17 protein-coding genes are annotated in these 25,742 nt (G+C 37.8%); 11 read left to right on the top strand and 6 right to left on the bottom strand.

The features are described 5' to 3' along the window. Positions 1-49: 49 nt before the first annotated feature. The 4 genes from tamA to cydC are packed head-to-tail and all read left to right on the top strand — an operon-like array spanning position 50 to position 9,228. Entirely contained in the window at positions 50-1,786 is a 1,737-nt protein-coding gene (gene tamA / locus A1D26_RS09240; protein ID WP_157403728.1) for an autotransporter assembly complex protein TamA, read from the top strand. Positions 1,787-1,799: 13 nt separating this feature from the next. Next, on the top strand, positions 1,800-5,738 hold the full coding sequence (gene tamB / locus A1D26_RS09235; RefSeq protein ID WP_157403727.1) for an autotransporter assembly complex protein TamB: 3,939 nt from the start codon (positions 1,800-1,802) through the stop codon (positions 5,736-5,738). A gap of 48 nt (positions 5,739-5,786) precedes the next feature. Then, positions 5,787-7,556, top strand: a complete 1,770-nt coding sequence (gene cydD / locus A1D26_RS09230; RefSeq protein ID WP_157403726.1) for a heme ABC transporter permease/ATP-binding protein CydD — start codon at positions 5,787-5,789, stop codon at positions 7,554-7,556. A 7-nt stretch (positions 7,557-7,563) separates the two neighbouring features. Next, positions 7,564-9,228, top strand: coding sequence for a heme ABC transporter ATP-binding protein/permease CydC (gene cydC / locus A1D26_RS09225; protein ID WP_157403725.1), 1,665 nt, complete (start codon positions 7,564-7,566; stop codon positions 9,226-9,228). Between the two features lie 194 nt (positions 9,229-9,422). On the opposite strand, the gene A1D26_RS09220 is transcribed toward cydC, so the two are convergent. The 4 genes from A1D26_RS09220 to pheS form a co-directional block, all read right to left on the bottom strand. Then, positions 9,423-9,953: a C40 family peptidase gene (locus A1D26_RS09220; protein WP_157403724.1), complete on the bottom strand. Its 531-nt coding sequence runs from the start codon at positions 9,951-9,953 to the stop codon at positions 9,423-9,425. A gap of 52 nt (positions 9,954-10,005) precedes the next feature. Next, complete coding sequence (locus A1D26_RS09215; protein WP_157403723.1) at positions 10,006-10,302, bottom strand: integration host factor subunit alpha; 297 nt, start codon at positions 10,300-10,302, stop codon at positions 10,006-10,008. Positions 10,303-10,318: 16 nt separating this feature from the next. Continuing rightward, complete coding sequence (pheT, locus tag A1D26_RS09210; RefSeq protein ID WP_157403722.1) at positions 10,319-12,706, bottom strand: phenylalanine--tRNA ligase subunit beta; 2,388 nt, start codon at positions 12,704-12,706, stop codon at positions 10,319-10,321. Between the two features lie 86 nt (positions 12,707-12,792). Further along, a complete protein-coding gene (gene pheS / locus A1D26_RS09205) occupies positions 12,793-13,776 on the bottom strand; it encodes a phenylalanine--tRNA ligase subunit alpha (protein ID WP_157403721.1) in 984 nt (327 codons plus the stop codon). A gap of 339 nt (positions 13,777-14,115) precedes the next feature. On the opposite strand from pheS, the gene A1D26_RS09200 reads away from it, so the two are divergent. The 3 genes from A1D26_RS09200 (at position 14,116) to A1D26_RS09190 (ending at position 16,750) form a co-directional block, all read left to right on the top strand. Beyond that, on the top strand, positions 14,116-14,796 hold the full coding sequence (locus tag A1D26_RS09200) for a TIGR00153 family protein (protein ID WP_157403720.1): 681 nt from the start codon (positions 14,116-14,118) through the stop codon (positions 14,794-14,796). Between the two features lie 17 nt (positions 14,797-14,813). Continuing rightward, positions 14,814-16,073 carry an inorganic phosphate transporter gene (locus A1D26_RS09195; protein ID WP_157403719.1) on the top strand — a complete coding sequence of 420 codons (1,260 nt, stop codon included), beginning with the start codon at positions 14,814-14,816 and terminating at the stop codon, positions 16,071-16,073. 68 nt (positions 16,074-16,141) lie between these two features. After that, positions 16,142-16,750 carry a TIGR04211 family SH3 domain-containing protein gene (locus A1D26_RS09190; protein WP_157403718.1) on the top strand — a complete coding sequence of 203 codons (609 nt, stop codon included), beginning with the start codon at positions 16,142-16,144 and terminating at the stop codon, positions 16,748-16,750. Between the two features lie 94 nt (positions 16,751-16,844). Here the strand turns inward: A1D26_RS09190 and A1D26_RS09185 are convergent, their stop codons facing one another. Continuing rightward, positions 16,845-17,624: an alpha/beta fold hydrolase gene (locus A1D26_RS09185; protein WP_157403717.1), complete on the bottom strand. Its 780-nt coding sequence runs from the start codon at positions 17,622-17,624 to the stop codon at positions 16,845-16,847. A gap of 113 nt (positions 17,625-17,737) precedes the next feature. Between A1D26_RS09185 and seqA the strand changes: the two genes are divergently transcribed. Genes seqA through aroC form a run of 4 tightly spaced genes read left to right on the top strand, consistent with a single transcriptional unit; the run spans position 17,738 to position 24,143 of the window. Then, positions 17,738-18,298: a replication initiation negative regulator SeqA gene (gene seqA, locus A1D26_RS09180; RefSeq protein ID WP_157403716.1), complete on the top strand. Its 561-nt coding sequence runs from the start codon at positions 17,738-17,740 to the stop codon at positions 18,296-18,298. 17 nt (positions 18,299-18,315) lie between these two features. Beyond that, entirely contained in the window at positions 18,316-19,767 is a 1,452-nt protein-coding gene (menE, locus tag A1D26_RS09175; RefSeq protein WP_157403715.1) for an o-succinylbenzoate--CoA ligase, read from the top strand. Further along, complete coding sequence (gene mscK / locus A1D26_RS09170; protein WP_157403714.1) at positions 19,760-23,050, top strand: mechanosensitive channel MscK; 3,291 nt, start codon at positions 19,760-19,762, stop codon at positions 23,048-23,050. Before menE ends, mscK begins: the two co-directional genes overlap by 8 nt. Positions 23,051-23,060: 10 nt before the next feature. Next, entirely contained in the window at positions 23,061-24,143 is a 1,083-nt protein-coding gene (gene aroC, locus A1D26_RS09165; RefSeq protein ID WP_157403713.1) for a chorismate synthase, read from the top strand. 50 nt (positions 24,144-24,193) lie between these two features. Here the strand turns inward: aroC and gnd are convergent, their stop codons facing one another. Further along, entirely contained in the window at positions 24,194-25,648 is a 1,455-nt protein-coding gene (gnd, locus tag A1D26_RS09160; protein ID WP_157403712.1) for a decarboxylating NADP(+)-dependent phosphogluconate dehydrogenase, read from the bottom strand. Positions 25,649-25,742: the final 94 nt, after the last annotated feature.

Here is a 25,742-nt window from a genome sequence, read left to right as displayed (position 1 = left end):
TCAGATTTAAGGAAATTTTTACCAAATTAGTGAGATAAGAGCCAATATAATGAAAACAAAACTCTCTCTTTTTGCATTATTGACGTTGATAACATTAGCAGCTCAAGCAGAGCAAACTGTTTTATTACGTGTGGAAGGTATTAAAGACAAAGATCTTTACACCAATGTGCGTATCTATTTATCACAGTTAAGCAATGATGAAGCCGATGGATCTGAGCGTTATCAACATCGTGTTCAGCAAACTGTTGATAAAGCATTGAGAGCATTGGGATATTATAATACCCAGTACCATTTTAGTTTAACGCCACGTCCTAATCCGCAAAAAGATCTCTTAAAGTTGCAAGTGCAGTTAGATAAACCTGTAAAGCTTGATGAGCGCGATGTTGAAATTACAGGAATGGCGGCAGAAGATAGTGATTTTGAAAATCTCAAAAAATCAATTCCAGCCCAAAATACTATTCTAAATCACCAAACTTACGAAAATTTTAAAAGTGGTGTAGAGAAATTAGCACAAGCTCGTGGCTATTTTGATGGACAATGGCAGGTGCATCGTTTGGAAGTTTACCCAAAAGAGCATACGGCAGATTGGCGTTTAAGTTATGACAGTGGAATGCGCTATAAATATGGCAATATTGCCTTTGTGAATAGCCAAATCCGCCAAGATTATTTGGAGAATATTCTTCGTATTAAATCGGGAGATTACTACCATTTAACAGATCTTTCTAAACTATCCAGTGATTTCTCATCAAGTAACTGGTTTACTTCTGTGTTGGTCGAACCAGAAATTCACGAAACGGATAAAACCGTAGATTTAAATGTGTTGCTACAACCACGCAAGAAAAATGATGTAGAAATCGGGATTGGGTATGTCACGGACATTGGTCCCCGCTTACAGCTTAATTGGAAAAAGCCTTGGATCAATGATCGTGGGCATAGTATAGAAAGTAATACCTATATTTCTAAGCCAGAGCAATCTTTTGAGTTTGGGTATAAGATCCCGATTAAAACTCATCCTATCAATTACTTCTATCAATTTTCAGGTGGTTTGGAACGTGAAGATCAGAACGACACCAAATTCACAGGGGCACATTTAGGTTTTCAACGCTTTTGGAACCACGAAACAGGTTGGGCTTTTTCCTTGGGGTTAAAAGCTCGTTATGACGCTTTTGAGCAAGCTAGTCAGCCCAAAATTAAAACATTATTGCTTTATCCAACGGCATCGTTGAATCGCACTCGTAGTGATGGAAATCGTTTTCCGCTTTGGGGTGATTCACAAAAAGTAACACTAAATTGGGGAAGTAAAATGTGGGGTTCTGATGTGAATTTTTACAGCGCAAAAGCCTCAACAGCGTGGGTCAGAACCTATTTTTTAAACCATCGTTTTTACCTTCGGGCTGAAGTGGGCTATTTAAATGCCAGTGAATTTAAGCGTATTACACCTACATTACGTTATTTTGCAGGGGGGGATATGAGTGTTCGAGGCTTCGGCTATAAAGATATTTCACCTAGAGATGAGAAGGGTAAATTGACAGGGGCTTCGCATTTAATGACAGCCAGTGCAGAATATCAATACCAAGTTTATTCGAATTGGTGGGCTGCCGCTTTTTATGATACAGGGCTTGCGGCTCGACGCTATAAGGGAAAAGAGTTACATTCAGGTGTAGGCGTAGGAGTTCGTTGGGCATCACCAATCGGAGCGATTAAGCTAGATATTGCAACGCCAGTCAGATCACCTAACAATCAAAAAGGTATTCAATTTTATATTGGGTTAGGTTCAGAACTTTAAGAATTAAAACAAGATGGACGAGAAAAAACTTGAAAAGCCCGATGTGGCAGAACAGACAGAAAATGTAGAACATCAGCCTAAAAAGCGTAAATGTCGAATTTTCGCTTGGCTTTTTGTTATTTTGTTTCTGATTATTGCGATTCCAGTGGCATTTTTAGCAACGGGAAAAGGTCAACAAATGGCATTGGATTTCGTTGCCAAACAGCTCCAAGGATTATCCTTTAGTAAAGTAGAAGGCTCGTTGCAGGAAGGTTTACGTTTATCTGACGCGCATTACCAAATCGATGGCGTAGACGTGCAATTAGGGCAAGCTGATTTACATATCGGTTTGAACTGTTTGCTAGAGAGAAAAGCGTGTTTAGAAAATCTCGCTGTTAAAAATGCCGTCATTGCAATTGATACAAGTAAACTCCCCGCTTCCCAACCTAAAGAAAGTGAGCCTCTGGGTAAGATTGAGCTACCTATTCCAGTTTCATTGAAACAAATGACTTTGGATAATGTACAAGTTAAAGTCGATGACATGGATATTACACTGGATCATTTCCATTCAGGGCTTAGTGGTGAAGGCTCAAATTTGACACTTTCTCCAACATTAGTAAAAGGACTAGCACTTTCATTGCCAGCACAACAAGCGGTGAGTTCTGAGCAAAAGAATACTAAAAAAGAGAATGAACCAACGCAACCTGTTAATTGGCAAGAGATTAAGCAGAAAGTCTCTCAACCGTTATTAACCAAATTAGATCCCATTCAATTACCGATTGATCTAAACATTCCTGAGTTTAAAGCAGAAGATATTCATATTCAGCAAAAAACACAAGATCTTGATGGCAAGATGCAAGAGCCTACTTCGTTAGTTCATATCTCGGAAGTTGAGCTTGTTGCTAAATCAGATAGTTCTTCTATAAATTTAACAACACTCTCGGTAAAAACGGATAAAGGAAATATTTCGGGCAAAGGATTGTTAACTTTATCAGAAAACTACCCGCTTGATTGGCAACTTAATGCAAATTCTCCAGTATTAAAAGAGTATGGTTTACCAGCAAGTCAAGTTAATGCAACGGTGTCAGGTGAGTTATTTGGTAAAACAGAACTTGATATTCAAACGGAAGGTGCAGTCAATGCCAAAATCAATGGATTTGTGAAATTGGCAGAACCGAAAACACCTTTACAATTACAGATCCAAAGCGAACAAGTGAATTATCCGTTTATTCAAGAGAAAGGCGTGGATCCTTTAAAACTTAAGAATGTAGCACTGTTATTGTCTGGAGATTTATTGGATTACCAACTAGAAACTAGCCTAGCAATGAGTGGGATGAAGTTACCAGCAGGCGATCTTGCTTTGAAAGGTAAGGGGGGATTAACGGAATTTACTTTGCAAGATCTCAATCTTAATGCTTTACAAGGCAAGGCTAATTTGAATGGCAAAGTGGATTGGTCTAATGGGGTTGAATGGCAATCGAAACTTAATGTTAATGGTATCAATACCAAAGCATTATTACCTGAATGGGCGGCTGTATTATCAGGTAATCTTGAGTCATCAGGTTATGCTGCAAGAGGTGAGAAAGGCGATGAATGGGCTGTAAATGTATCTGATATTGATATGCAAGGTAATCTCTTTCAAAAGAATTTACAGCTAAAAGGCGAACTCAAATCAGATAGCCAAACGTTGTTAAATGTCCCTAATGCAACGCTAGTTTATGGTGAGAATAACATTGCGTTAAAAGGTATATTAGGCGAAAAATCAGATTTTATTGCCGAGATTAAGGCCCCTAGTTTACAAGGTTTGGTGCCAAATTTAAAAGCGAGTGTGAATGGTAATGTCAAATTACAAGGTAAAGTAACAGAGCCAGAGCTAAATTTAGATTTAACCGCCAATAATGTGAGTTACGAGCAATTCGGCTTACAACATTTGACTGCCAAAGGAAAAATTACCACTGAGAAAACAATTCAAGGCGATGTTGAGATTGGTTTACGAGGTTTTAAACAAGGCGATATTCGTATTGATGATGCAACGTTAGTTGCAAATGGTAGTGAAGCAAATCATAGTCTAAAACTGACCGCTAAGGGTGAACCTGTTGGTGCAGCATTACAGCTAACAGGTAAATTTGATCGTTCGACACAACAGTGGCAGGGACAATTAGCGAATATTGCAATTCAATCTCCTGTGGGGGAATGGAAGAACGATAAAGCGTTACAAATTAGCTACGATAATCGCAAAATTCAAGCAGATATTTCTGCTCATTGTTGGCATAATGCTAAAGTTAATATTTGTTTCCCACAACGCTTCCAAGCAGGTAAAGAAGGGAAAGTGCCTTTTGAAATTAAGCAATTTGACCTAGCGACATTGCAGGAATTTTTAGAAAAAGAGAGTCAAATTTCAGGTATTGTCGCTGCAAAAGGTGATGCGGCTTGGTTTACGAATAAAGCACCACAGGTAAATGTGGAATTAACATCTAATGCGGTGAAATTTAGTCAAAAAATAGATTATCGTACTTTCCCAATTACCTTATCACCAGTGAAAATTGTGGCAAATTTATCTGATAATAATTTAAAGCTTAATACGGATATTAAAATTGAAAATAATGGGCGTATTTATAGTGAATTATTGATGAAAGATATTGCTAATGCTCGTGCTTTATCAGGGAAAATCAATATTGAACAACTTAATTTATCTTTAATCAAACCTCTTTTGACCAACGGTGAAACGGTAACAGGCGATATTAATGCCAATTTAACACTGGGTGGTAATGCATTATCACCATTGTTATATGGGAATTTGAATTTAACAGGATTGAACGCTCGTTCTGCGATGATGCCGTTTGATGTCACAGGTGGAAATTTAGCTTTAAATTTCAATGGTGCATCTTCAACCTTAAAAGGTAATGTTCAAACTAAAGAAAGTAACTTGCTGTTAGAAGGTGATGCAAATTGGAAGAAACTTGATGCGTGGCATACGCGTGTGACGGCTAAAGCGGATAAGTTCCGACTTGATATTCCAAGTATCGCAAAAGTAGATGTTAGTCCAAATATTGAAGTCAAAGCCACCCCGAAAGAGCTTGTTTTGAGTGGTAATGTTGATATTCCTTGGGCAAGGATTGAAGTGGAAGAATTACCAGAGAGTGCGGTAAGTGTAAGTCCAGACGAAGTGATTATGGATGGCTCTGTTAGAAATAAACTCGCTAACAAAGTTGCTACTTTACCTAAAAACGTGCCACAAACAGGCTCTGGTATGGCAATGAAAGCAGATATTACAATCAACATTGGTAATGATGTTAGACTCGATGCCTACGGATTGAAAACAGATCTTTATGGGATGCTAAAAGTAAGACAAGGCAGTAAAGGGCTTGGCTTGTATGGGCAGGTAAATTTGAAAAATGGAACTTTCGCCTCATTTGGGCAAGATTTAGTGGTACGTAAAGGCTTAATTTCGTTTACTGGATTACCATCTCAGCCAACCTTAGATATTGAAGCCATTCGCAATCCTGAAGCAATTGAAGATTCGAGTATTATTGCAGGCGTAAAAGTAACGGGGATTGCAGATTCTCCAGAGGTAAAACTATTTTCAACCCCTTCAATGTCGCAAGATCAAATTCTCTCTTATATCCTAACTGGGCGTGGTTTAGAAGGAAGTGGTGATGCTGGTTCAGGTAACTCAATTGCAGCTGCATTGATAGGAATGAGTTTATCAAAAAGCAGTAAAGTGGTTGGCGGTGTAGGCAGTGCATTTGGAATAAGTGATCTTAATGTCACAACCGCAGGGATTGGTGATAACACAAAAGTGGTTGTAAGTGGTAGTCTTACGCCTAAGTTTAAAGTCAAATATGGTGTAGGTATTTTTGCACCATTAACGGAATTAACCTTACGTTATCGTTTGGCACCAAGTCTTTATTTACAATGGGTATCGAGCGTTAACCAAGCGGTTGATTTACTTTACCGTTTTGAATTTGACTAGATATAACTCTCTCAAAGGTAAAATATTTATAGGAACATAATTTAAATTATGGATAAGCAGCGTCAAAAACAGCTACAAAAGTGGCTCAGACAACAACAAAAAATTGTTAAAAAATGGCTGTACTTAAATGTACTATTTGGCACATTTAGTGCATTGCTGGTTGTGGGGCAGATGTGGTTTTTAGCATCAATGTTGCACAAGATGATTATGGAACAGCAAGCACCGTCTGATTTTTTCGGAGAGTTAACTTTATTACTGGCTTGTTTTATAGGTAGGGCATTGTTGTTTTGGTTGCGTGAGCGGAGTGGATTTCAAGCAGGGAAAACTCTGCGAATCCATTTGCGTCAGCAAATTTTAGACAAACTGGCTCAAGTAGGGCCAATGACTATTCAGCAAAGACCCGCAGGAAGTTGGGCTGCTTTAATGCTAGAGCAAGTCGAAAATATTCATAATTTCTATGCTCGTTATTTGCCTCAGCAATTTTTATCGTTGATCACACCGCTTGTGATTCTTTGTTTTGTTTTTCCGCTAAATTGGGCTGCAGGTTTAATTTTATTTCTCACATTGCCATTGCTCCCGATTTTTATGGCATTAGTAGGCTTCAAAGCGGCAGATGCGAACCAACGTAATATCGGTGTACTTTCTCGTTTAAGTGGGCAGTTTCTAGATAGTTTAAAGGGATTAGAGACTATTCGTCTTTTCGGGCAAGCTGATGCTCAAACAGAGCAAATATTTAAACGCACCGAAGAATTCCGCATTAGTACGATGGATGTGCTTAAAATGGCATTTCTTTCATCAGCAGTACTGGAATTTTTTACTGCAATTTCCATTGCGGTTATGGCGGTTTATTTTGGTTTTATCTATTTAGGTGAATTAGATTTTGGCTATTATGATGTGGGTGTGAGCCTGTTTATTGGATTTTTTTGCTTGATGTTAGCACCAGAATTTTACCAACCATTAAGAGAATTAGGCGTTTATTATCACGATAAAGCCGCCGCTATTGGCGCAGCGGACAGCATTGAAACTTTTTTAACAAGTGATGTTTCTACACAAAGTAACGGCAATATTGCATTACCTGATCAGCCATTAAACATTGTAGCGGTAGATTGCCAAATTTTTTCGCCACAAGGAACAGCCTTAACGGAACCATTGAACTTTACTATTCAGGCTCAACAACATATCGCTTTGGTGGGGCAGAGTGGTGCTGGTAAAAGCTCGTTAATGAATATGTTACTTGGTTTTTTACCTTATCAGGGAAGTATTAAAATTAATGGTGTTGAATTACGTGAATTAGGCATCAAACAGTGGCGAGCGTTACTGGCGTGGGTAGGGCAAAATCCACAGTTAATAAAAGGGAGCTTACGAGAGAACATTGTCCTTGGTAATCCACAAGCGACAGATGATCAAATCAGCGAGGCTCTACGTTTATCTAGGGCTGATGAATTTGTTTATCGTTTAGGTCTGGAACGTGAAATTCAAGATGCCAATATGGGTATTTCAGGCGGACAAGCACAGCGTATTGCAATTGCTAGAGCATTACTTCGCCCTTATCAATTCTTGTTGCTTGATGAGCCAACGGCAAGTTTAGATATGCAATCGGAACAGCAAGTATTAGCTGCATTACATCACTTAAGTAAGCAACAAACAACCTTAATGATTACTCACCGTATTGAAGATCTAAAACAATGTGATGAAATTTGGGTAATGAAACAAGGGCAAATTATTCAGCAAGGCAAATTCACAGAGCTTGAAAAACAAGGTTTCTTCGCAGAATTATTAGGAAACCAAGAACTGCTCGGAACTCAAGAAATAAGGTAAAAAATAGATGCGTTCACTTTTTCCATTTTTAGCGTTATACCGCAATCATTTTGGATTATTGGCTTTAGGGATTATTCTAGCCATTACCAGTTTAGCTGCTAGTATCGGTTTATTAAGCCTATCAGGTTGGTTTCTTGCGGCATCTGCGTTAGTAGGTTCAAGCTTATTTTTTAATTTCTTTTACCCTTCAGCAGGAGTTCGTGGATTAGCGATAGGGCGGACTGTCTCTCGTTATTTTGAGCGTTTAGTTACTCACGATGGTACTTTTAGAGTATTAGCCAATTTGCGTGTGGAAATTTTCCGTAAGCTCATTCCGCTTAGCCCTGCTAAACTAAGTCGTTATCGCCATAGTGAGTTGTTAAATCGACTGGTGGCAGATGTCGATACACTGGATACCTTATATTTAAACCTGCTATCGCCATTTATTAGTGCGGTAATGGTTATTCTGTTTATAGGAATTGGGCTTTCGTTTATTTCGCCTTTATTAGCCTTAGTTATTTGCGGTACATTGACCGCTTTATTATTTGTGTTACCTACTTTGTTTTATCATTTAGGGCAAAAATTAGGTAAAGTCGCAATCCACTCTCGTGCTAATTACCGTAGTCAATTTATTGAATGGGTACAGCTAAATGCAGAATTTTTACTTTTTGGTATGCAATCCCAAGCGAGTGAGAAATTATGTCAAACAGAACAGCAATGGTTAAATGCACAGAGTAAAGAGAGCCAATTAAGTGGCTTATCTAATGCTATTTTAATTATGGCGAATGGTATTTTAATGACAGTGGTAATTTATCTCTCAGCTAAAGCCATTAGTGTGCCAAGTGCGGAGCATCCTAAAGCATTGATAGCGCTTGTGGTATTTTGTGTGCTTGCATCGTTAGAGATTTTAATGCCGATAGGCATCGCATTTTTGCATTTGGGGCAGGTAATTGCTTCTGCTGAACGTTTAAGTGAAATCACTAATCAGCAACCGTTAGTTACTTTCACTGGCAATGCAGAATGGCAAAAAACAGAGAATAATCAACCGCTTATCCGCTTTGAACAGGTCGATTTTAGTTACCCTGAACAAGACGAAATGGTATTACGCCAGCTCTCTTTTTCGATAGCACAAGGGCAGAAGGTGGCAATTTTAGGCAAAACAGGTAGCGGTAAATCAACGATTTTCCAACTATTAGTTCGCAATTATGATGTAACAAGCGGTCAGATTTGGCTGAATCATTGCAAATTAAGCGAATTTTCCGAAAATACCTTAAGGGAAAATCTAGTCGTATTAAGCCAAAGAGTACACATTTTTAGTAATACTTTGCGAGAAAATCTATTGATGGGAAATCCACAAGCAGATGATCAACAGCTCATAGCGATATTGGAGCAAGTGGGCTTGGTGTATTTACTTGAACAAGAAGGGCTAAAGTTATGGCTTGGCGAAGGTGGGCGACCATTATCAGGTGGTGAACAGCGTCGCTTAGGGTTAGCCCGTTTACTGCTTAGCAAGGCAGACATTGTATTGTTAGATGAGCCAACGGAAGGGTTGGATCGAGAAACCGAACAACAGATTTTACAAATTATCCTTACACATTGCCAGCATAAAACATTATTGATGATTACGCATCGCCTAAATGGTTTAACGCATTTTGATCAGGTTTATAAAATTGATAATGGGCGATTGGTGTAATTTGTTCATTACAACCAAAAAAAAGCCCCTACATCAAGGGGCTACTCGGAAAGCAAATTTATGAAATCGGTTGTTGAACACAACACTTGTTTTTAGTTTGTATAGACTACGTCAAGTTATTCAATTTTTCAAATTCTATTTCCTAAAACAAATGATTTTTTGCTAACTTTGTGATCTACTTCATATTTTTACTGTTATAAACGACGAGCTTGCCAGAAAGTGCGAGACCAGTAAGGTGAGTTCATGTCAGAATAAATTACCCCGCCCTTAGTAGAAGCGTGTAGGAATTGACCGTTCTTTACATAAACACCAACGTGTTTTCCATTTGGCCCTCTCCCTGTTTTGAAAAAGACCAAATCTCCAGTACGTAATTCAGATTTTGAAATACGCTCTCCTTCCTTAGCCTGTTCAGATGTCGTTCTTGGTAAATCAATCCCAAAGAGATCTCTGAAAGTAACTTGCATAAAGCCGGAACAATCAATTCCACTACGAGAATTTCCACCTAATCGGTAGCGTGTACCTTTCCATTGGTGTTGGTGCTCACTTAGGCTACTAATTGCAATAATTGGATCTGATAAGCTACCTGTGCTACTGCGATAGATTTTTGAAACGGACGGTTTATTTTTTTGCTTATTACTATCAGTGGAGTTGCTACAACCAGTAAGAACGATTAGAGATAAGCATGCCGCCCCTATAAGTGTTGTCTTCTTAACAGAGAAAACCATTTTATTTCCTTCTAAAAAGGCATTCTTTATTGAATGCCTTAACGACCAAACATTAGCTTTTTACTTTGGCACTTTCCACTCGCTGACGCAATTTTTGACCTGCTTTAAATACTACCACACGTCTTGCGGAAACTGCGACATCTTCTCCTGTTTTAGGATTTCTTCCTGGACGTGCTTTTTTATCACGAACTGAGAAATTACCAAAACCAGAGAGTTTTACCTCTTCCCCTTTTTCAAGAGAAATACGGATTTCTTCAAAAAATTGCTCAACAAACTCTTTAGCTGTGCGTTTATCTAAGCCACAGTTTTCGACAAGGTTTTCTGCAATTTCAATTTTGGTTAGTGCCATAGTATGCTCCTTAATTCTAATCTCTTAGATAAGCATTAAATTGTTGTGCTAATGCTGCTAATACATTTTGAATAACGCTATTGATTTCTTCTTCTTCAAGAGTTTTTTCTCTATCTTGGATAGTTAAACTAATCGCTAGGCTTTTTTTACCTTCGGCTAAATTACTGCCTTGGTAAACATCAAATAAATTCACCGCAACTAATTTATCACCACCTGCCTTACGACATTCCGCTAATACTTCACCTGCGGCAATCGTGCTATCAACAACAACAGCAATATCACGTTTATTAGCAGGGAAACGAGAAACTTCTTTTGCACTTGGTACAGAGCGTTCAGCAATCGCAGATGCTAGTAATTCAAAAACAACCGGTTTACCTGACAATCCTAATTTTTGGATTACTTTAGGGTGTACTGTACCGATAAAACCGATTTCTTCACCATCAAGCATAATTGCTGCAGATTGTCCTGGGTGTAGTGCTGGATATTGTTTAGCGACAAAGCTCAATTTATCTTTGATTGATGTTAAAGAGAGAATTCGCTCTAGATCACCTTTTAAGTCAAAGAAATCTACATTTTCTGCTTTATGTTCCCAGTGTGTTGGACGTTTATCTCCCACAACTGCTGCACCGAAAACTAGCTCTTGGCGGATACCATTCTCTGCATTTGCGTCAGGGATAAAACGTAAACCACTTTCAAAAATACGTACGCGACTTTGTTGGCGGTTTTGGTTATAAGCAATAGTATCGAGTAAACCTGTTAAGAGTGATACTCGCATTGCCGACATTTCGCTTGAGATCGGGTTTGGCAAAATGAGTGCTTCTTGTTCAGGGTGAAGTAGTTCTTGTGTTTTAGGATCCACAAAGCTATAAGTGATCACTTCTTGGTAGTCACTATCAACTAAGGCTGTTCTAATGCGAATAGCTTCTAAAATTTTCTCTGGCAAACCTTTCATTTGAAGGTGAGCAAGTGGTGCATTATTTGGAATGCTGTTATAGCCATAAATACGAGCCACTTCTTCAATTAGATCTTCTTCGATCTCGATATCAAAACGCCAACTTGGTGATTTTACTGTCCAAGTATCATTTGCATATTCGCTTTCAAAGCCTAAACGATTGAAAATATCAGTAACGGTTTCTGTGGCAATGTGATGACCTAACAAACTATCTAATTTGCTTCGGCGTAAAGTAACTGTATTGGCTTTTGGCAAATGCTCTTGGCTAGAGGCTTCAACAATTTCACCTGCCTCACCACCGCAAATTTCAAGTAATAATGCGGTTGCTCTTTCCATTGCTTTGCGTGGGAGTTCGTAATCAACGCCACGTTCAAAGCGGTGAGACGAGTCGGTATGTAATCCGTATTGTCTTGCTCTGCCCGTAATGGCAAGTGGAGCGAAGAAAGCAGCTTCTAAAATAACATCTTTCGTATCACTGCTTACACCACTTGCTTGACCACCAAAAATACCAGCCATGGCAAGCGGTCCGTTTTGGTCTGCAATTAGCAAGGTATTATCTTGTAATTTTGCGGTTGAACCATCTAATAAAACAAGCTCTTCGCCTTGTTTTGCTAAACGAACTTGTACAGGTTGAGCCACTTTTGCCATATCAAAAGCGTGCATCGGCTGCCCAAGTTCAAGCAAGCTTAAATTAGTAATATCGACAATCGGATCGATTGAGCGTAACCCACAACGGCGCAGCTTTTCTTGTAACCACAATGGCGATTGAGCATTCACATTAACGCCTTTCACAACACGGAGTAAATAACGTGGGCAAGCCTCTGGTGCTTGTAATTCAATGGCAACTTTATCTGAAATAGTTGCTTTAACGGCATCTATGGTTGGAGTATTAACTGGTGCTTGGTTAATCACGCCCACTTCACGAGCGATACCGGCAATACTAAGACAGTCGGCTCGGTTTGGGGTTAAACTAATTTCGATCGCTTTATCGTTAAGTTGTAAGTAATGTCGGAAATCTTCGCCAACAGGGGCATCAGCAGGTAATTCAATAATACCATCTTGTTCAACTTTGATGCCTAATTCAGTAAAAGAGCAAAGCATCCCTTCAGATGGTTGGCCGCGTAGTTTGGTTTTTTTGATTTTGAAATCGCCTGGTAAAACAGCACCTTCGGTTGCGCAGGCAACTTTTAAACCTTGACGGCAGTTAGGTGCGCCACACACGATATCTAACAGACGATCACCACCCACATTGACTTTAGTTACACGCAATTTATCGGCATCTGGGTGTTGTGCACATTCAACAACTTCACCGACAACAATACCGGAAAACTCGCCTGCAATAGCTTCTACATCATCAACTTCTAAACCTAACATTGTGATTTGGTCGCATAGCGTTTCTGTACTAACAGCTGGGTTTACCCATTCTCGCAACCAAGATTCATTAAATTTCATTTATCTCTACCTCGAATTCGTGATAGGTTTTCTGTGATGATAAAACCTATCTTAATTTGCAAAATTTTTTAATTATCTAACCGCTTTTACTTGAATTGTTTTAAGAAACGGAGATCATTTTCAAAGAATGAACGTAAATCAGTTACGTTATAGCGTAGCATGGTTAAACGCTCAACCCCCATTCCCACTGCAAAGCCAGAGTATTCATTTGGATCAATACCAACGTTGCGTAGTACATTCGGATGCACCATTCCACAGCCTAATACTTCTAACCATTTACCATTTTTACCCATTACATCAACTTCAGCTGATGGCTCAGTAAACGGGAAGTAAGAAGGACGGAAACGGACTTGAAGATCTTCTTCAAAAAAGGCACGTAGGAAATCGTGTAGCAACCCTTTTAACTCGGTAAAGTTTGCTTTTTTATCAACGTAAAGTAATTCAATTTGGTGGAACATTGGTGTGTGAGTTTGATCGTAGTCGTTACGATAAACTCGTCCTGGAGCCATAATACGAATAGGCGGTTGCATTTTTTCCATTGTACGAATTTGTACGCCTGATGTTTGTGTGCGCAATAAGCGTTGCGCATCAAACCAGAATGTATCGTGATCGGCACGAGCGGGGTGGTGGGTAGGAATATTTAACGCATCGAAATTGTAGTAATCCGTTTCAATTTCAGGACCTTTTTCAACGGTAAAGCCTAATTCTGAAAAGAATTTAACCACTCGTTCAATGGTGATTGAAACAGGATGTAGTCCACCTAATTCGGTTTTTCGTCCTGGTAAGCTTACATCAATACTTTCATTCGCAAGTTTTGCGTTGAGTTCATCGGTTTCTAATTGTTCTTTTTTGCTATTTAAAGCATCTTGAGCTTTTTGTTTTGCTTCATTGATTTTAGCACCAACAGCTGGGCGTTCTTCAGCGGGCACATCTCGTAGTCCTTGCATTAACAGGGTAAAATGCCCTTTTTTTCCAAAGTATTCGACACGTAATGTTTCAAGAGTGGCGACATCATTTGCTTGTGTAATTGCATCAATTGCTTGTGCAACAATATTTTCTAGGTTTTGCATACCTACCCTCTAAATTTGTTTAAAAATAATACAGCAATCTATTTTGATAATAGTTTTGGAATAGTAATACTTCTCTTTTAAATTGTAAATTCAAAAATTACTGGATCGTTAACTAAATCATTGATTTTTCAACGTCTGAAAGGCAATTTAATGAGAAATTAAAAATTTCTAGACCCTCTTAATTAAGGGGATTTTTCGGTAAAAAATTAACAAAAACTAACCGCTTGTCAGTAGAAAATACGTTTTAATTCGTGATCTTCCTAGTAACATCAAGTAGAATTAGCACCAATTTGATTCATTTCAATCCTATTTTTATATTAACTAATTGGAGATGACATTATGGCAATGAATAATATTTTAGGATTATTCGCCCATTCGCCACTTAAACCGCTACAAAAACACTCAAAAAAAGTGACTGAGTGCTGTAGTTTACTAATTCCATTTTTTGAAGCGACTTTTGATAATCGTTGGGAAGATGCTGAAGAACTTCGCCGTCAAATTATTGATTTAGAACGCCGGGCGGATTCACTTAAACGTGAAATTCGTTTAAAGCTTCCTCGTGGTTTATTTATGCCTGTAGAACGTACAGACTTATTAGAGTTGGTGACACAATTAGATAAGTTAGCAAACTATGCTAAAGATATTTCAGGGCGTATTATTGGTCGCCAGTTATTGATCCCTGTTGAAATGCAGTCATCTTTCTTGCATTTTCTTTCTCGTAGCCTTGATGCAACGATTCAATCAGATAAGGTTATCAATGAAATGGATCAGCTACTTGAAACAGGATTTCGTGGGCGTGAACTGAATTTTGTGAATAATATGATTTTGGAATTAGATACCATTGAAGATGATACTGATCAGCTACAAATTGTATTACGCAAAGCATTACTCAGTATTGAGAGTGCACATAATCCGATTGATATTATGTTCTTATATAAAATTATTGAATGGATTGGGGTATTAGCCGACCAAGCTCAGCGTGTTGGATCTCGCATTGAGCTAATGCTTGCTCGCTCATAATCATAGGAGAATAAACAATGGAACTGATTAATCAATACGGTTTTATGATCGTACTTGTTACCGCTGTCTTTGGTTTTATTATGGCTTTTGGTATTGGCGCGAACGATGTAGCAAATGCGATGGGAACATCGGTGGGCTCAGGTACAATTACTGCCAAACAAGCTGTTTATATTGCCTTAGTATTTGAATTTGCAGGTGCTTATCTTGCAGGGGGAGAAGTTGCAGAAACCATCAAAAGTGGGGTGATTGCTTCTGATGCCTTTGTCGGTCAACCAGATGTGTTAGTTCTCGGTATGATGGCATCTCTATTTGCCGCAGGCGTATGGTTACTAGTTGCATCTCAAAAAGGTTGGCCAGTATCAACAACGCACTCAATCATTGGTGCGATAGTTGGTTTTGCCTGTGTAACAGTTGGTACTGAGGCTGTACAATGGTCACAATTCGGTGGCATTGTAGGAAGTTGGTTTATTACTCCTGTGATTGCAGGTTTAGTTGCTTTCTTTATCTTTGTATCTACACAAAAATTGATTTTCGATACGGAAAAACCATTAGCTAATGCACAAAAATATGCACCTTATTATGCAGGTTTAACCGTATTTATTATCTGTGTTGTGACTTTAGATAAAGGTTTAAAACATGTTGGATTAGATCTGAAATATATTCAAACTGTTATGCTAGGTTTAGTGCTTGCGGTTCTTTCAACAATCGCTTGTTTCTTTTACTTACGCAGTAAATCATTCATTTCTCGTCTACAAAGCGGTGGCTTTAGTGGTGTAGAGAAAGTATTTAGTATCTTGATGCTAATTACTGCTTGTGCAATGGCGTTTGCTCATGGTTCAAACGATGTAGCTAATGCGATTGGCCCATTAGCAGCTGTTGTTTCTATTGTTGACCATGGTGGTGTTATTGAGGGTAAAACTGTAATGGCACCTTGGATTTTACCATTAGGTGCAGTCGGTATTGCGATTGGTTTAGCCGTAATGGGACATAAAGTAATGAGTACTATCGGTACAGGTATTACTGACTTAACGCCAAGTCGTGGTTTTGCAGCTCAGTTTGCTTGTGCAATTACCGTTGTATTAGCATCAGGAACTGGCTTACCTATTTCTACCACTCAAACATTAGTTGGGGCAGTATTAGGGGTTGGCTTTGCACGTGGTATTGCAGCGTTAAATCTAGGTGTGATTCGAAATATTGTCGCATCTTGGGTGATTACCTTACCAGCAGGGGCAGTACTTTCCATTATTATTTATTACATTTTGCGTGCTGTTTTTTAATTGTCGATAATTGCTAGAAAAGTGCGGTATTCGCACTTTTCTTTTCTCTATTTCAAGGAAGCCTACTTATGAAAAAATATCTAACCACTTTGTTTGGTTGTTTGCTGATTTCTTTATCAACAGCGAGCTTAGCTCAAACACAATATGTTACAGAAAATTTGAATACTTATCTGAGAAAAGGCCCAGGCGATCAATTTAAAATTTCAGGCACTATTCAAGCTGGAGATAAAGTGACTTTACTTGATCGCAAAGATCGCTATGCGTTAATTCGAGATAGTAAAAATAGAGAAGCTTGGATTTTAAATAGTGAATTAACTTCGACACCAAGTTCAAAAGAATTAACGCCACAGTTACAGCAAAAAGTGGATGAATTGACGTTAAAATTAAATAAAATCGATAGTGATTGGCAACAACGTACCGCAGAAATGCAACGTAGAACAGAGCAAGCTAATCAGCAAAGTAATATCTTACTTGACCAAAATGCTCAATTAAAACGTGAATTAGATATTTTGAAGAGTAAAAATCGTGATTTAGAAGCAATGCAAGATGCTCAATCACGTGAAATTATGATTCAATACTTTATTTACGGTGGCTCTGTATTAGGCGTTGGACTTTTACTTGGTTTAATTATTCCTATTCTATTGCCTCGCCGTAAACGTAACAACGGTTGGTCTTAACATTAAGCGGTAGGATTTATGTTTTAAATTGCATATCCTACCTTATTTAGATTTATCGCAAACTTGTAAAAGTTTGAGCAAATCAAGCCGCGTCTTAATTCAGAAATTTCTGAATGGCTCGAATGACAGCATCAGGTTTTTCAGCATGCACCCAATGGTCTGCGTTACTCACAACGAATAATTTTGCTTGTGGGAATTGATCTAGTACAGTTTTGGTATCTTTTTCTTGTAAATAATCAGAAAGCTCGCCTTTGATGAATAAGGTTGGTTTATTTACTGAAACCGATTGCCAACCCATTAGATTTGCGTAGTTTCTATGTAAACTAGATAAATTAAATTTAAAACTTTCAGGACTTGTCGGGTCAAATGATTTCAACATAAATTGTTGAATGCCTTCATCTTTTATCCCTTTTGCGATCTCAATTTTGGCACTTTGACGATTTTCTGGTTTTGCGGACTTCACTGCAAACAATCCTGTAAAAATACTATCGTGGCGATTAAGTTGATAAGCCACAGGTGCAATATCAATTACTACTAATTTTTCGACTAAGTTTGGCGCTAAGTCTGCAAGCGCCATCGCGGTTTTCCCACCCATTGAATGTCCAACAAGAATAGCGTTTTGAATAGATAAATGCGTGAGTAATTTTTGCAAATCTTCTGCCATTTCCTGATAGTTCATTTCATCAGTGTGAAATGATTGTCCATGATTACGTAAATCAACACGTAAAATGTGATACTTATCTGCAAAAGCCCGAGCAATGACGCCCAAATTATTCAAATCACCAAATAGCCCGTGAATAAATACCATTGTTTGAGTTGTATTATTTGGGCCTGTTGCTTTCTGAAATTGGTAGTTGAGATAGATTTTTTCCATTGTAAAATTCACTAAAATTTATCTAAATAATTCAAATCAGATCCTGTAAATTAGGACTGAAATGCGTATAATGCCTAGAATTTTTTTGTAATCAAGATATTTAAGGGGAAAAGATGAAAATCATCGAAGTTGATGACGAATTATATCACTATATCGCAAGTCGTACTCAAGCAATTGGTGAAAGTGCTTCCGATATTTTACGTCGTTTATTACGTTTGCCAGCATCCCCACAACCATTTGTGCTTGTGCAAGAAAATATGATCAATGAACTTAAAGATCTTGCCAAGTTACCAAAAACAAAAAAAGTACTCACAGATCAAGAAAAATTGATTAAACGTATAGAATTTACTCTTGCCTCAAGTGTGTTTACGAGTGAAACAAAAGTAGTGAATCGTTTTTTACAGATACTGTCAGCACTTTATGTAATGAATCCTGAAGAGTTTGCTCATGCTACTGAGAATGTTCAAGGAAGTGAACGCATCTATTTCGCACGTGACAAAGAAACTATTTTAGCAACGGGTAGCAGTGTCAAAGCTAAACAGATACCGGATTCTCCATTTTGGGTTATTACAAATAATAATACTGAACGTAAAGGGATTATTTTGGGCTCAATTATGCAAGCAATGGAGCTACCTGAAACACTCATTGAGCGTGTCAAAAATTCTTTAGCCTAATTTTAGGTTGATTATCAATGGCAGAATTTTTGCAATTTCCTACGGCTCATTGGGCAGAACAGCAACCAAATGCAGTTGCTATAATCTGGAAAAAAGGCAAGGAGCAAGGCGAAAATTCTGCTTTATCTTCATCATTCACACTTTTTCCCAATATCGCAGAAAAGATTACTTGGACAGAGTGGCAGCGATTAGTGCTTTCTGCTCAGCTGTATTTAGGCAAAATTGGAGTGAACTCTAATTCATTGATTGCTTACCAAGGAACTCATCGTTTGGCTGGGCTGTTGTGCTATTGTGCAACATTAGCAATGGGGGCTAGGTTATTACAGATTTCGCCAATGATGCCTGAAAAACAGGTGAGATCTTGTCTATTGCAGAATGGGGTAAAATTTTTAATTACAGATGAGCATTTTGCAGATTTTTCTCAAGATCTTACCGCTTACATGCTACAAGCAAATTGTAACCAAATAGCATGTTTTAATTTGCCAGCTACTTTTACCTTAACATCAGGCTCTTCAGGTAGTCCGAAAGCCGTTGTACATACAATTCAACAGCATTTAGACAATGCTAAAGGCGTATGTGAGCTAATGGATTTTAAACAACAGCATTGCTGGTTATTAAGCTTACCGCTATTCCACGTTTCAGGGCAGGGCATTGTCTGGCGTTGGCTTTCGGTGGGGGCAACATTGATGGCGCTAGAAGATAGGCAAGATTTTTGGCAAGGGTTAGCACAGTCTAGCCACGCATCTTTAGTTCCTACCCAACTGCAACGTTATTTAGTACAAACAGAAAAACGTATAAAAAAACAAAAAATACTTTTAGGGGGAGCTTTTATACCCAGTGAGTTGATCACACAAGCAATGGCGCAAGGTATAGAAACCTATGCTGGATATGGGCTAACTGAAATGGCATCGACAGTTTGTGCGGTGAAAATGGAAAATGATAATGTAGGCAAGCCATTGTTGCAGAGAGAAGTTCAGATTGAGAAAAATGAAATTTGGGTGAGGGGGGCAGGTCTAGGGCTAGGTTATTGGCTTCATCAGCAGATTGTTCCCTTTATCAATGATCAGGGGTGGTTTGCAACAAAAGATAAAGGATTTTGGAATAAGCAAAATCATTTAGTGGTTGAGGGGCGTTTAGATAATATGTTTATTTCTGGGGGAGAAAATATTCAACCCGAACAAATTGAAAAAATATTATTATCATCAGGCTTAATTGAGCAAGTAATGGTTGTTCCAATTAGTGACAATGAATTTGGTTTTAGACCTGTTGCAGTGGTAAGATTTGCTGAATCATTTAATTTACAAGCGGTCAGATTGTTAGAAAATTTTGCAAAACGACATCTAGAAAAATTCAAATTACCAGTTGCTTATGTGCCATTCCCGTCTGATATTCAAGGCGGGATAAAATATCCACGAAAACAATTACAACAAGAAATCGCTTTACAATTTAAGAGAGAAAAAAATGTATAAACGAATTTTAGGAGCAATAATTTGTTTATGGTTAGTTGTCGTGCAATCTAGTCAAGCGGTAGAAAATACTGTGGACGTAGATACTATTAAATTACAGCTTGAATCCATAAAATCAAATGCAAATGATGATACGGCTCTCTTGGCTAAAAACTTAGAGGGTGCATTGTCTTTTATTGAAAAGACCAAAAAGCAGCAAGCAGATATCGAACGTTTAGAGAAGAAAATCAAAGATGCACCGAATACTCTAGCAAAATATCAAAAAAGTATTCAACAATTAAAAGAGGAGATAGAATCTAGCGTTAATACTTTTACTGCTTTAAGTAATGATGCCGTTGAAAATAGCCAAGATGCGATTCATCAACAACTTCAAGATAATCAAACACAATTAAATGAAGTCAGCTCAAGCTTGGCGAGTTATCGTTCTGCTCTGGATTTTACTCGTAAACAAATTTTAGAAAATAATACACAAGCAGATAAATTAAATCGTTGGAAATATAATAGCCAAGCAAGTAAATCACTGATTGATAAATATAATGCGGAATTAAAATATATTGAAGTTAATAATCGCTATAATTTAATTTTAGGGCAGAATATCGATTTGTTGATTTCAATTGATGAATCTCGTAAAACTGAAATCAATCTTAAACAACAATTACTACAAAAAAAGCTCTCTTTTTTACAGGAAGTATTAAATGCTAATCGTTTAAAAGAGTATCAGGCACAAGCTAAACAAGCTGAAGAATTAAAAGCAAATAATAAAATTGAAAATCCGATTATTCAGGAAGAATTGACTCTAAACACTGATTTAAGCCAATATCTTGTTGAGCAGACACAAAAAGTAAATAGATTATCTCAAGATAATTTAAGAGCCAAAAATGTTTTGGATGCATTAACACATACAAAGCGTAATATTGAAGAACAAATTAGTGCATTACAAGGAACGCTAGTACTTTCTCGCGTAATTAACCAGCAAAAGCAAAGTTTGCCAACAGATAGCGTTATTAAAGGATTGGCAAAAGATATTGCGAATTTACGTGTTGAATTATTTGATATCACACAAAAGCGAGATGAATTATATAATATTCCAAATACTATTGAGAAATTACAAACGAAAAATAAAGTATTGTTTGATGACAATGAGAGACAAGTATTAACTGATATTTTAAAAGAAAGAGAAAAGATTTTAGTCGATTTAGTTAAAACACTAAATTCGCAGCTTAATTTATCAAATGAAATTGAATCTATTCAACTTCAGGTGGTAGATTTAAGCGACTCATTACAAAGTAAATTACAACAACAAAGTTTTTGGGTTCAGAGTAATAATCCAATTGATATTACATGGTTAGAATCTTTTCCTAAATTAGCATTGAGTGAAATTAGCGAATTAACTAAATATATCGGTTTTGAGAATATTAAACAGAATTTACCCTCTAAATTAGCCTTCATTTTAACTTTATTATTACTATATGGGCTTATAATTTGGAAGAAGCCAGCGATTAAACAGCGTTTAGCAAAATTAGCCAGCCAAGTTAATACATTAAAAAACGATAGTCATTGGCATACGCCTGAAGCTATGTTATGGACACTAGTACTTACTCTACCGGGTAATTTACTGTTTTTGATTATTTCTACGATTTTACTCTCCATATTTTTTACTAATCCGTTATCAACAACTGTATGGATTACCTCGGTATCAGGCTATTGGATATTTTTTGCGACAGTATTAGAACTATTAAGACATAATGGAATGGCTTATAGCCATTTTGGCATGCCACAGGCAAGTAATGAGATTTTCCAACGAATTATTCGTCAGTCTATTTGGATTGTTGTATTACTATTAGTGGTTTCATCGCTTTTCTCTCAAATCGATAGTATTGATTTTAGCAACGATGTTATTGGCCAAGTAATGACTATTTTGGCATTACTACTGTGTTTATTTGTGATTAGACCATTACTTGATCGAGGTATTCAAGAATACCAAAATGCAGTATTGGAAGATGGTACGAAACGCAGTGTAGGTTTATTTAAACTCTTACGTTTAGTGTTATTTGTTGTCCCAGTGACATTGATTGTATTGATTATTTTAGGCTATTACTATACGGCAGTTTATGTTATTGAGCATATTATTAAGAGTTATTTGATTGCATTAGTTTGGGTCTTTGGTCGTTATTTTGCTTATCGCTCATTAACAATATCTTCTCGTAGAATGGCATATCGACGTTTACAAAATAAACGAGAAAAAATTCGTGAGCAAGCTCAAGAGCCAAATAAAGAAGAACCTAGAGAAGAAAAGATTAAGATCTCTACTGTAAATGAGCAGATTTTTAGAATGGCAGATTTAATTGCTTGGGTGTTACTATTTGTTTCACTCTATGCAATTTGGTCAGATTTAATCAGTGTAGCTTATTATCTCAATGGCGTTATTTTGTGGGAGCAAGTGGAAACCACTGCGAAAGGTACTGTCGTAGAATCAATTACTTTGCTGAATTTATTACGATCGACCATGTATATTGTAATCACCTATGTATTGGTGAAAAATATTGCGGGTATTTTAGAAGTAACGTTCTTTTCTCGAATAAAATTATCTAAAGGAACACCACATACAATTATCGCTGTTTTAACCTATTTAATTGTTACTTTTGGAAGTATTTCAGCGTTTACATCACTAGGGATCTCTTGGAGTAAGATCCAATGGATATTTACCGCACTTTCAGTCGGTTTAGGTTTTGGTGTTCGAGAAATTTTTGGTAGTTTTGTATCAGGCACAATTTTATTATTTGAACGTCCAATTCGTGTCGGAGATAAGGTAACAGTCGGGACATTTACAGGAGTCATTAGCAAAATTCGGTTACGTTCAACAACACTCATTGATGATGAAAATAAAGAAGTAGTATTACCTAACCAAGCGTTTGTCACAGATCGTTTTATTAACTGGACGCTTAATAATACGATTACTCGTATTCAAATTCATATGAAAATTAGTAACCAATGTGATTTAGATATAGTAAGAAAACTCTTACTCCAAGCCGCTTCAGAAGCACCAAAAGTAATGAGTGAACCATCAAGTAGTGTTAATTTACTCAGTTTTGGGGAAGGGTGGATAGAACACGAACTAGATGTTTGTGTTGCAGAGTTGGACGACCGTTCAGAAACTCGTAATTTCTTATATCATCGTATAGATGAATTATTTAAACAACATCAAATAAAAATTGCATTTCAACAGATGGATGTCCATCTTCACAATGCAAATGTACCAGCGAAAATGGCGCAATTAGCACAATAAGGAAGGGAAAATGGCAGGAAACAGTATTGGACAATTATTTAAAGTAACAACTTTTGGTGAATCTCATGGTATTGCTTTAGGGTGTATTATAGATGGCATACCTCCCAATATGAGCTTAACCGAAGCAGATATTCAACCTGATTTAGATCGTAGAAAACCAGGTACATCACGTTATACAACACCACGCAGAGAAGATGATGAAGTGCAAATTTTATCAGGTGTATTTGAAGGTAAAACCACAGGTACAAGTATTGGTTTAATCATTAAAAATGGTGATCAACGCTCAAAAGACTATGGGGATATTATGGATAAATATCGCCCAGGACACGCCGATTTTACCTATCAGCAAAAATATGGTATCCGAGATTATCGCGGTGGCGGACGTTCATCTGCTCGTGAAACTGCAATGCGAGTTGCTGCAGGTGCGATCGCAAAGAAATATTTGAAGGAACAATTTGGGATTGAGGTTCGTGGCTATTTATCACAGATTGGTTCTGTGAAAATTGATCCGAGCAGTATTGCGGATATTCAGAAAATAGATTGGCAACAGGTTAATAGTAACCCATTTTTTTGCCCAGATCCGCAAGCGGTTGAACAATTTGATGAGCTAATTCGAGAACTTAAAAAAGAAGGTAATTCAATCGGTGCAAAATTGACTGTAATCGCAGAAAATGTGCCAGTTGGACTAGGCGAACCTGTTTTTGATCGCTTAGATGCCGATCTTGCACACGCTTTAATGTCTATTAACGCAGTGAAAGGTGTTGAAATTGGTGATGGTTTTGGGGTAGTAGAGCAGAAAGGGACCGAGCATCGTGATGAAATGACCCCAGAAGGTTTTTGTTCAAACCACGCAGGCGGTATTTTAGGTGGGATTAGTTCAGGGCAGCCAATTATCGCTCATATTGCGCTAAAACCAACATCAAGTATCACCATTCCTGGACGTAGCGTAAATCTGAACAATGAAGCCGTAGAGCTGATTACTAAAGGTCGCCACGACCCTTGTGTCGGTATTCGTGCTGTACCTATTGCAGAAGCGATGGTGGCCATTGTTTTATTAGATCACTTGCTACGCTTTAAAGCACAATGTCGTTGATGATTTCAAAAAAATAAGGGGATATTTCCCCTTATTTTTTACCTTAGTAGCTATACATCATAAGTCGTTGATGCGGTATTGCCACCACGTCCTGTCCAGTTAGTATGGAAGAACTCGCCACGAGGTTTGTCCGTACGCTCATAAGTATGTGCACCGAAGTAGTCTCGTTGTGCTTGGAGTAAGTTGGCAGGTACTCGCTCTGAAGTATAGCCATCTAAGAAGGTGATTGCAGATGCCATACAAGGCATTGGGATACCCACTTCAATAGATTTCGCTACCACTTTACGCCAGTCACTCAACGCATTTTCTAAAATGTTTTTGAAGTATGGATCTGAACCTAAGAAAATCAGATCTGAGTTTGCTTCATATGCGTCACGAATGTTGCCTAAGAAACGGCTACGAATGATGCAACCTTCACGCCATAATAATGCTGTTGCACCATAGTTGATGTCCCAACCGAAGTTTTCAGACGCTTCACGAATAAGCATAAAGCCTTGTGCGTAAGAGATAATTTTTGATGCCAATAATGCTTTACGCACCGCTTCGATCCATACTTTTTTATCGCCTTCTACTTTGTCAATAGTCTTGTTGAACAATTTAGATGCTGCCACACGTTGATCTTTAAACGATGAAACACAACGAGCAAAGACAGATTCAGTGATTAATGTGAGTGGAATACCGAAATCTAACGCATTGATACCCGTCCATTTCCCTGTCCCTTTTTGACCTGCAGTATCAAGGATTTTCTCGACTAACGGCTCGCCATCTGCATCTTTATAGCCCAAAATATCGGTTGTAATATCAATCAGATAGCTGTCAAGTTCGGTATTTTTCCATTCTGCAAAAATAGCCTGCATTTCATCATAGCTCAATCCCAAACCATCTTTTAAGAATTGGTAGGCTTCACAAATTAACTGCATATCGCCGTATTCGATACCATTGTGAACCATTTTCACGAAATGACCCGCACCTTCTTTACCAACCCAATCACAGCAAGGCTCGCCTTTATCGGTTTTTGCTGAAATCGCTTGGAAGATAGGTTTTACATATTGCCACGCTTCTTCATTACCACCTGGCATAATTGAAGGCCCGTGACGTGCTCCTTCTTCACCGCCAGATACGCCTGAACCGATGAAACGAATGCCTTTTTCCGTCAAGGCTTTTACACGACGATTAGTATCTGGATAGTTTGAGTTACCACCATCAATAATGATATCACCTTCTTCCAAATGCGGAAGCAACGCATCAATAAATTGATCTACAACATCGCCCGCACGCACCATTAGCATCACTTTGCGTGGTTTCTCAAGTTTATTGGCTAAATCTTCTAGCGAGTAAGCACCAATAATATTTGTGCCTTTTGCTGCACCTTCTAAAAATTCGTCCACTTTTGAAGTGGTACGGTTATATGCCACGACTTTGAAGCCATTGTCGTTCATATTCAGAATTAAATTCTGCCCCATTACCGCTAAACCGATAACGCCGATATCGCCTTTTACTGACATTTTTTGCTCCTGTTAAAATGTTAGATTTTTTCTTCAATAAAAATCTTTTTTGCTGTATTACCAATAATATTTGTTGCTAGTAGATCTAAACTAC

This window comes from Ursidibacter maritimus (genome assembly GCF_009761395.1).
Lineage (GTDB): Bacteria > Pseudomonadota > Gammaproteobacteria > Enterobacterales > Pasteurellaceae > Ursidibacter > Ursidibacter maritimus.
The sequence above is the reverse complement of the archived record's forward strand: the minus strand, read 5'-3'. Positions and strand labels throughout refer to the sequence as shown.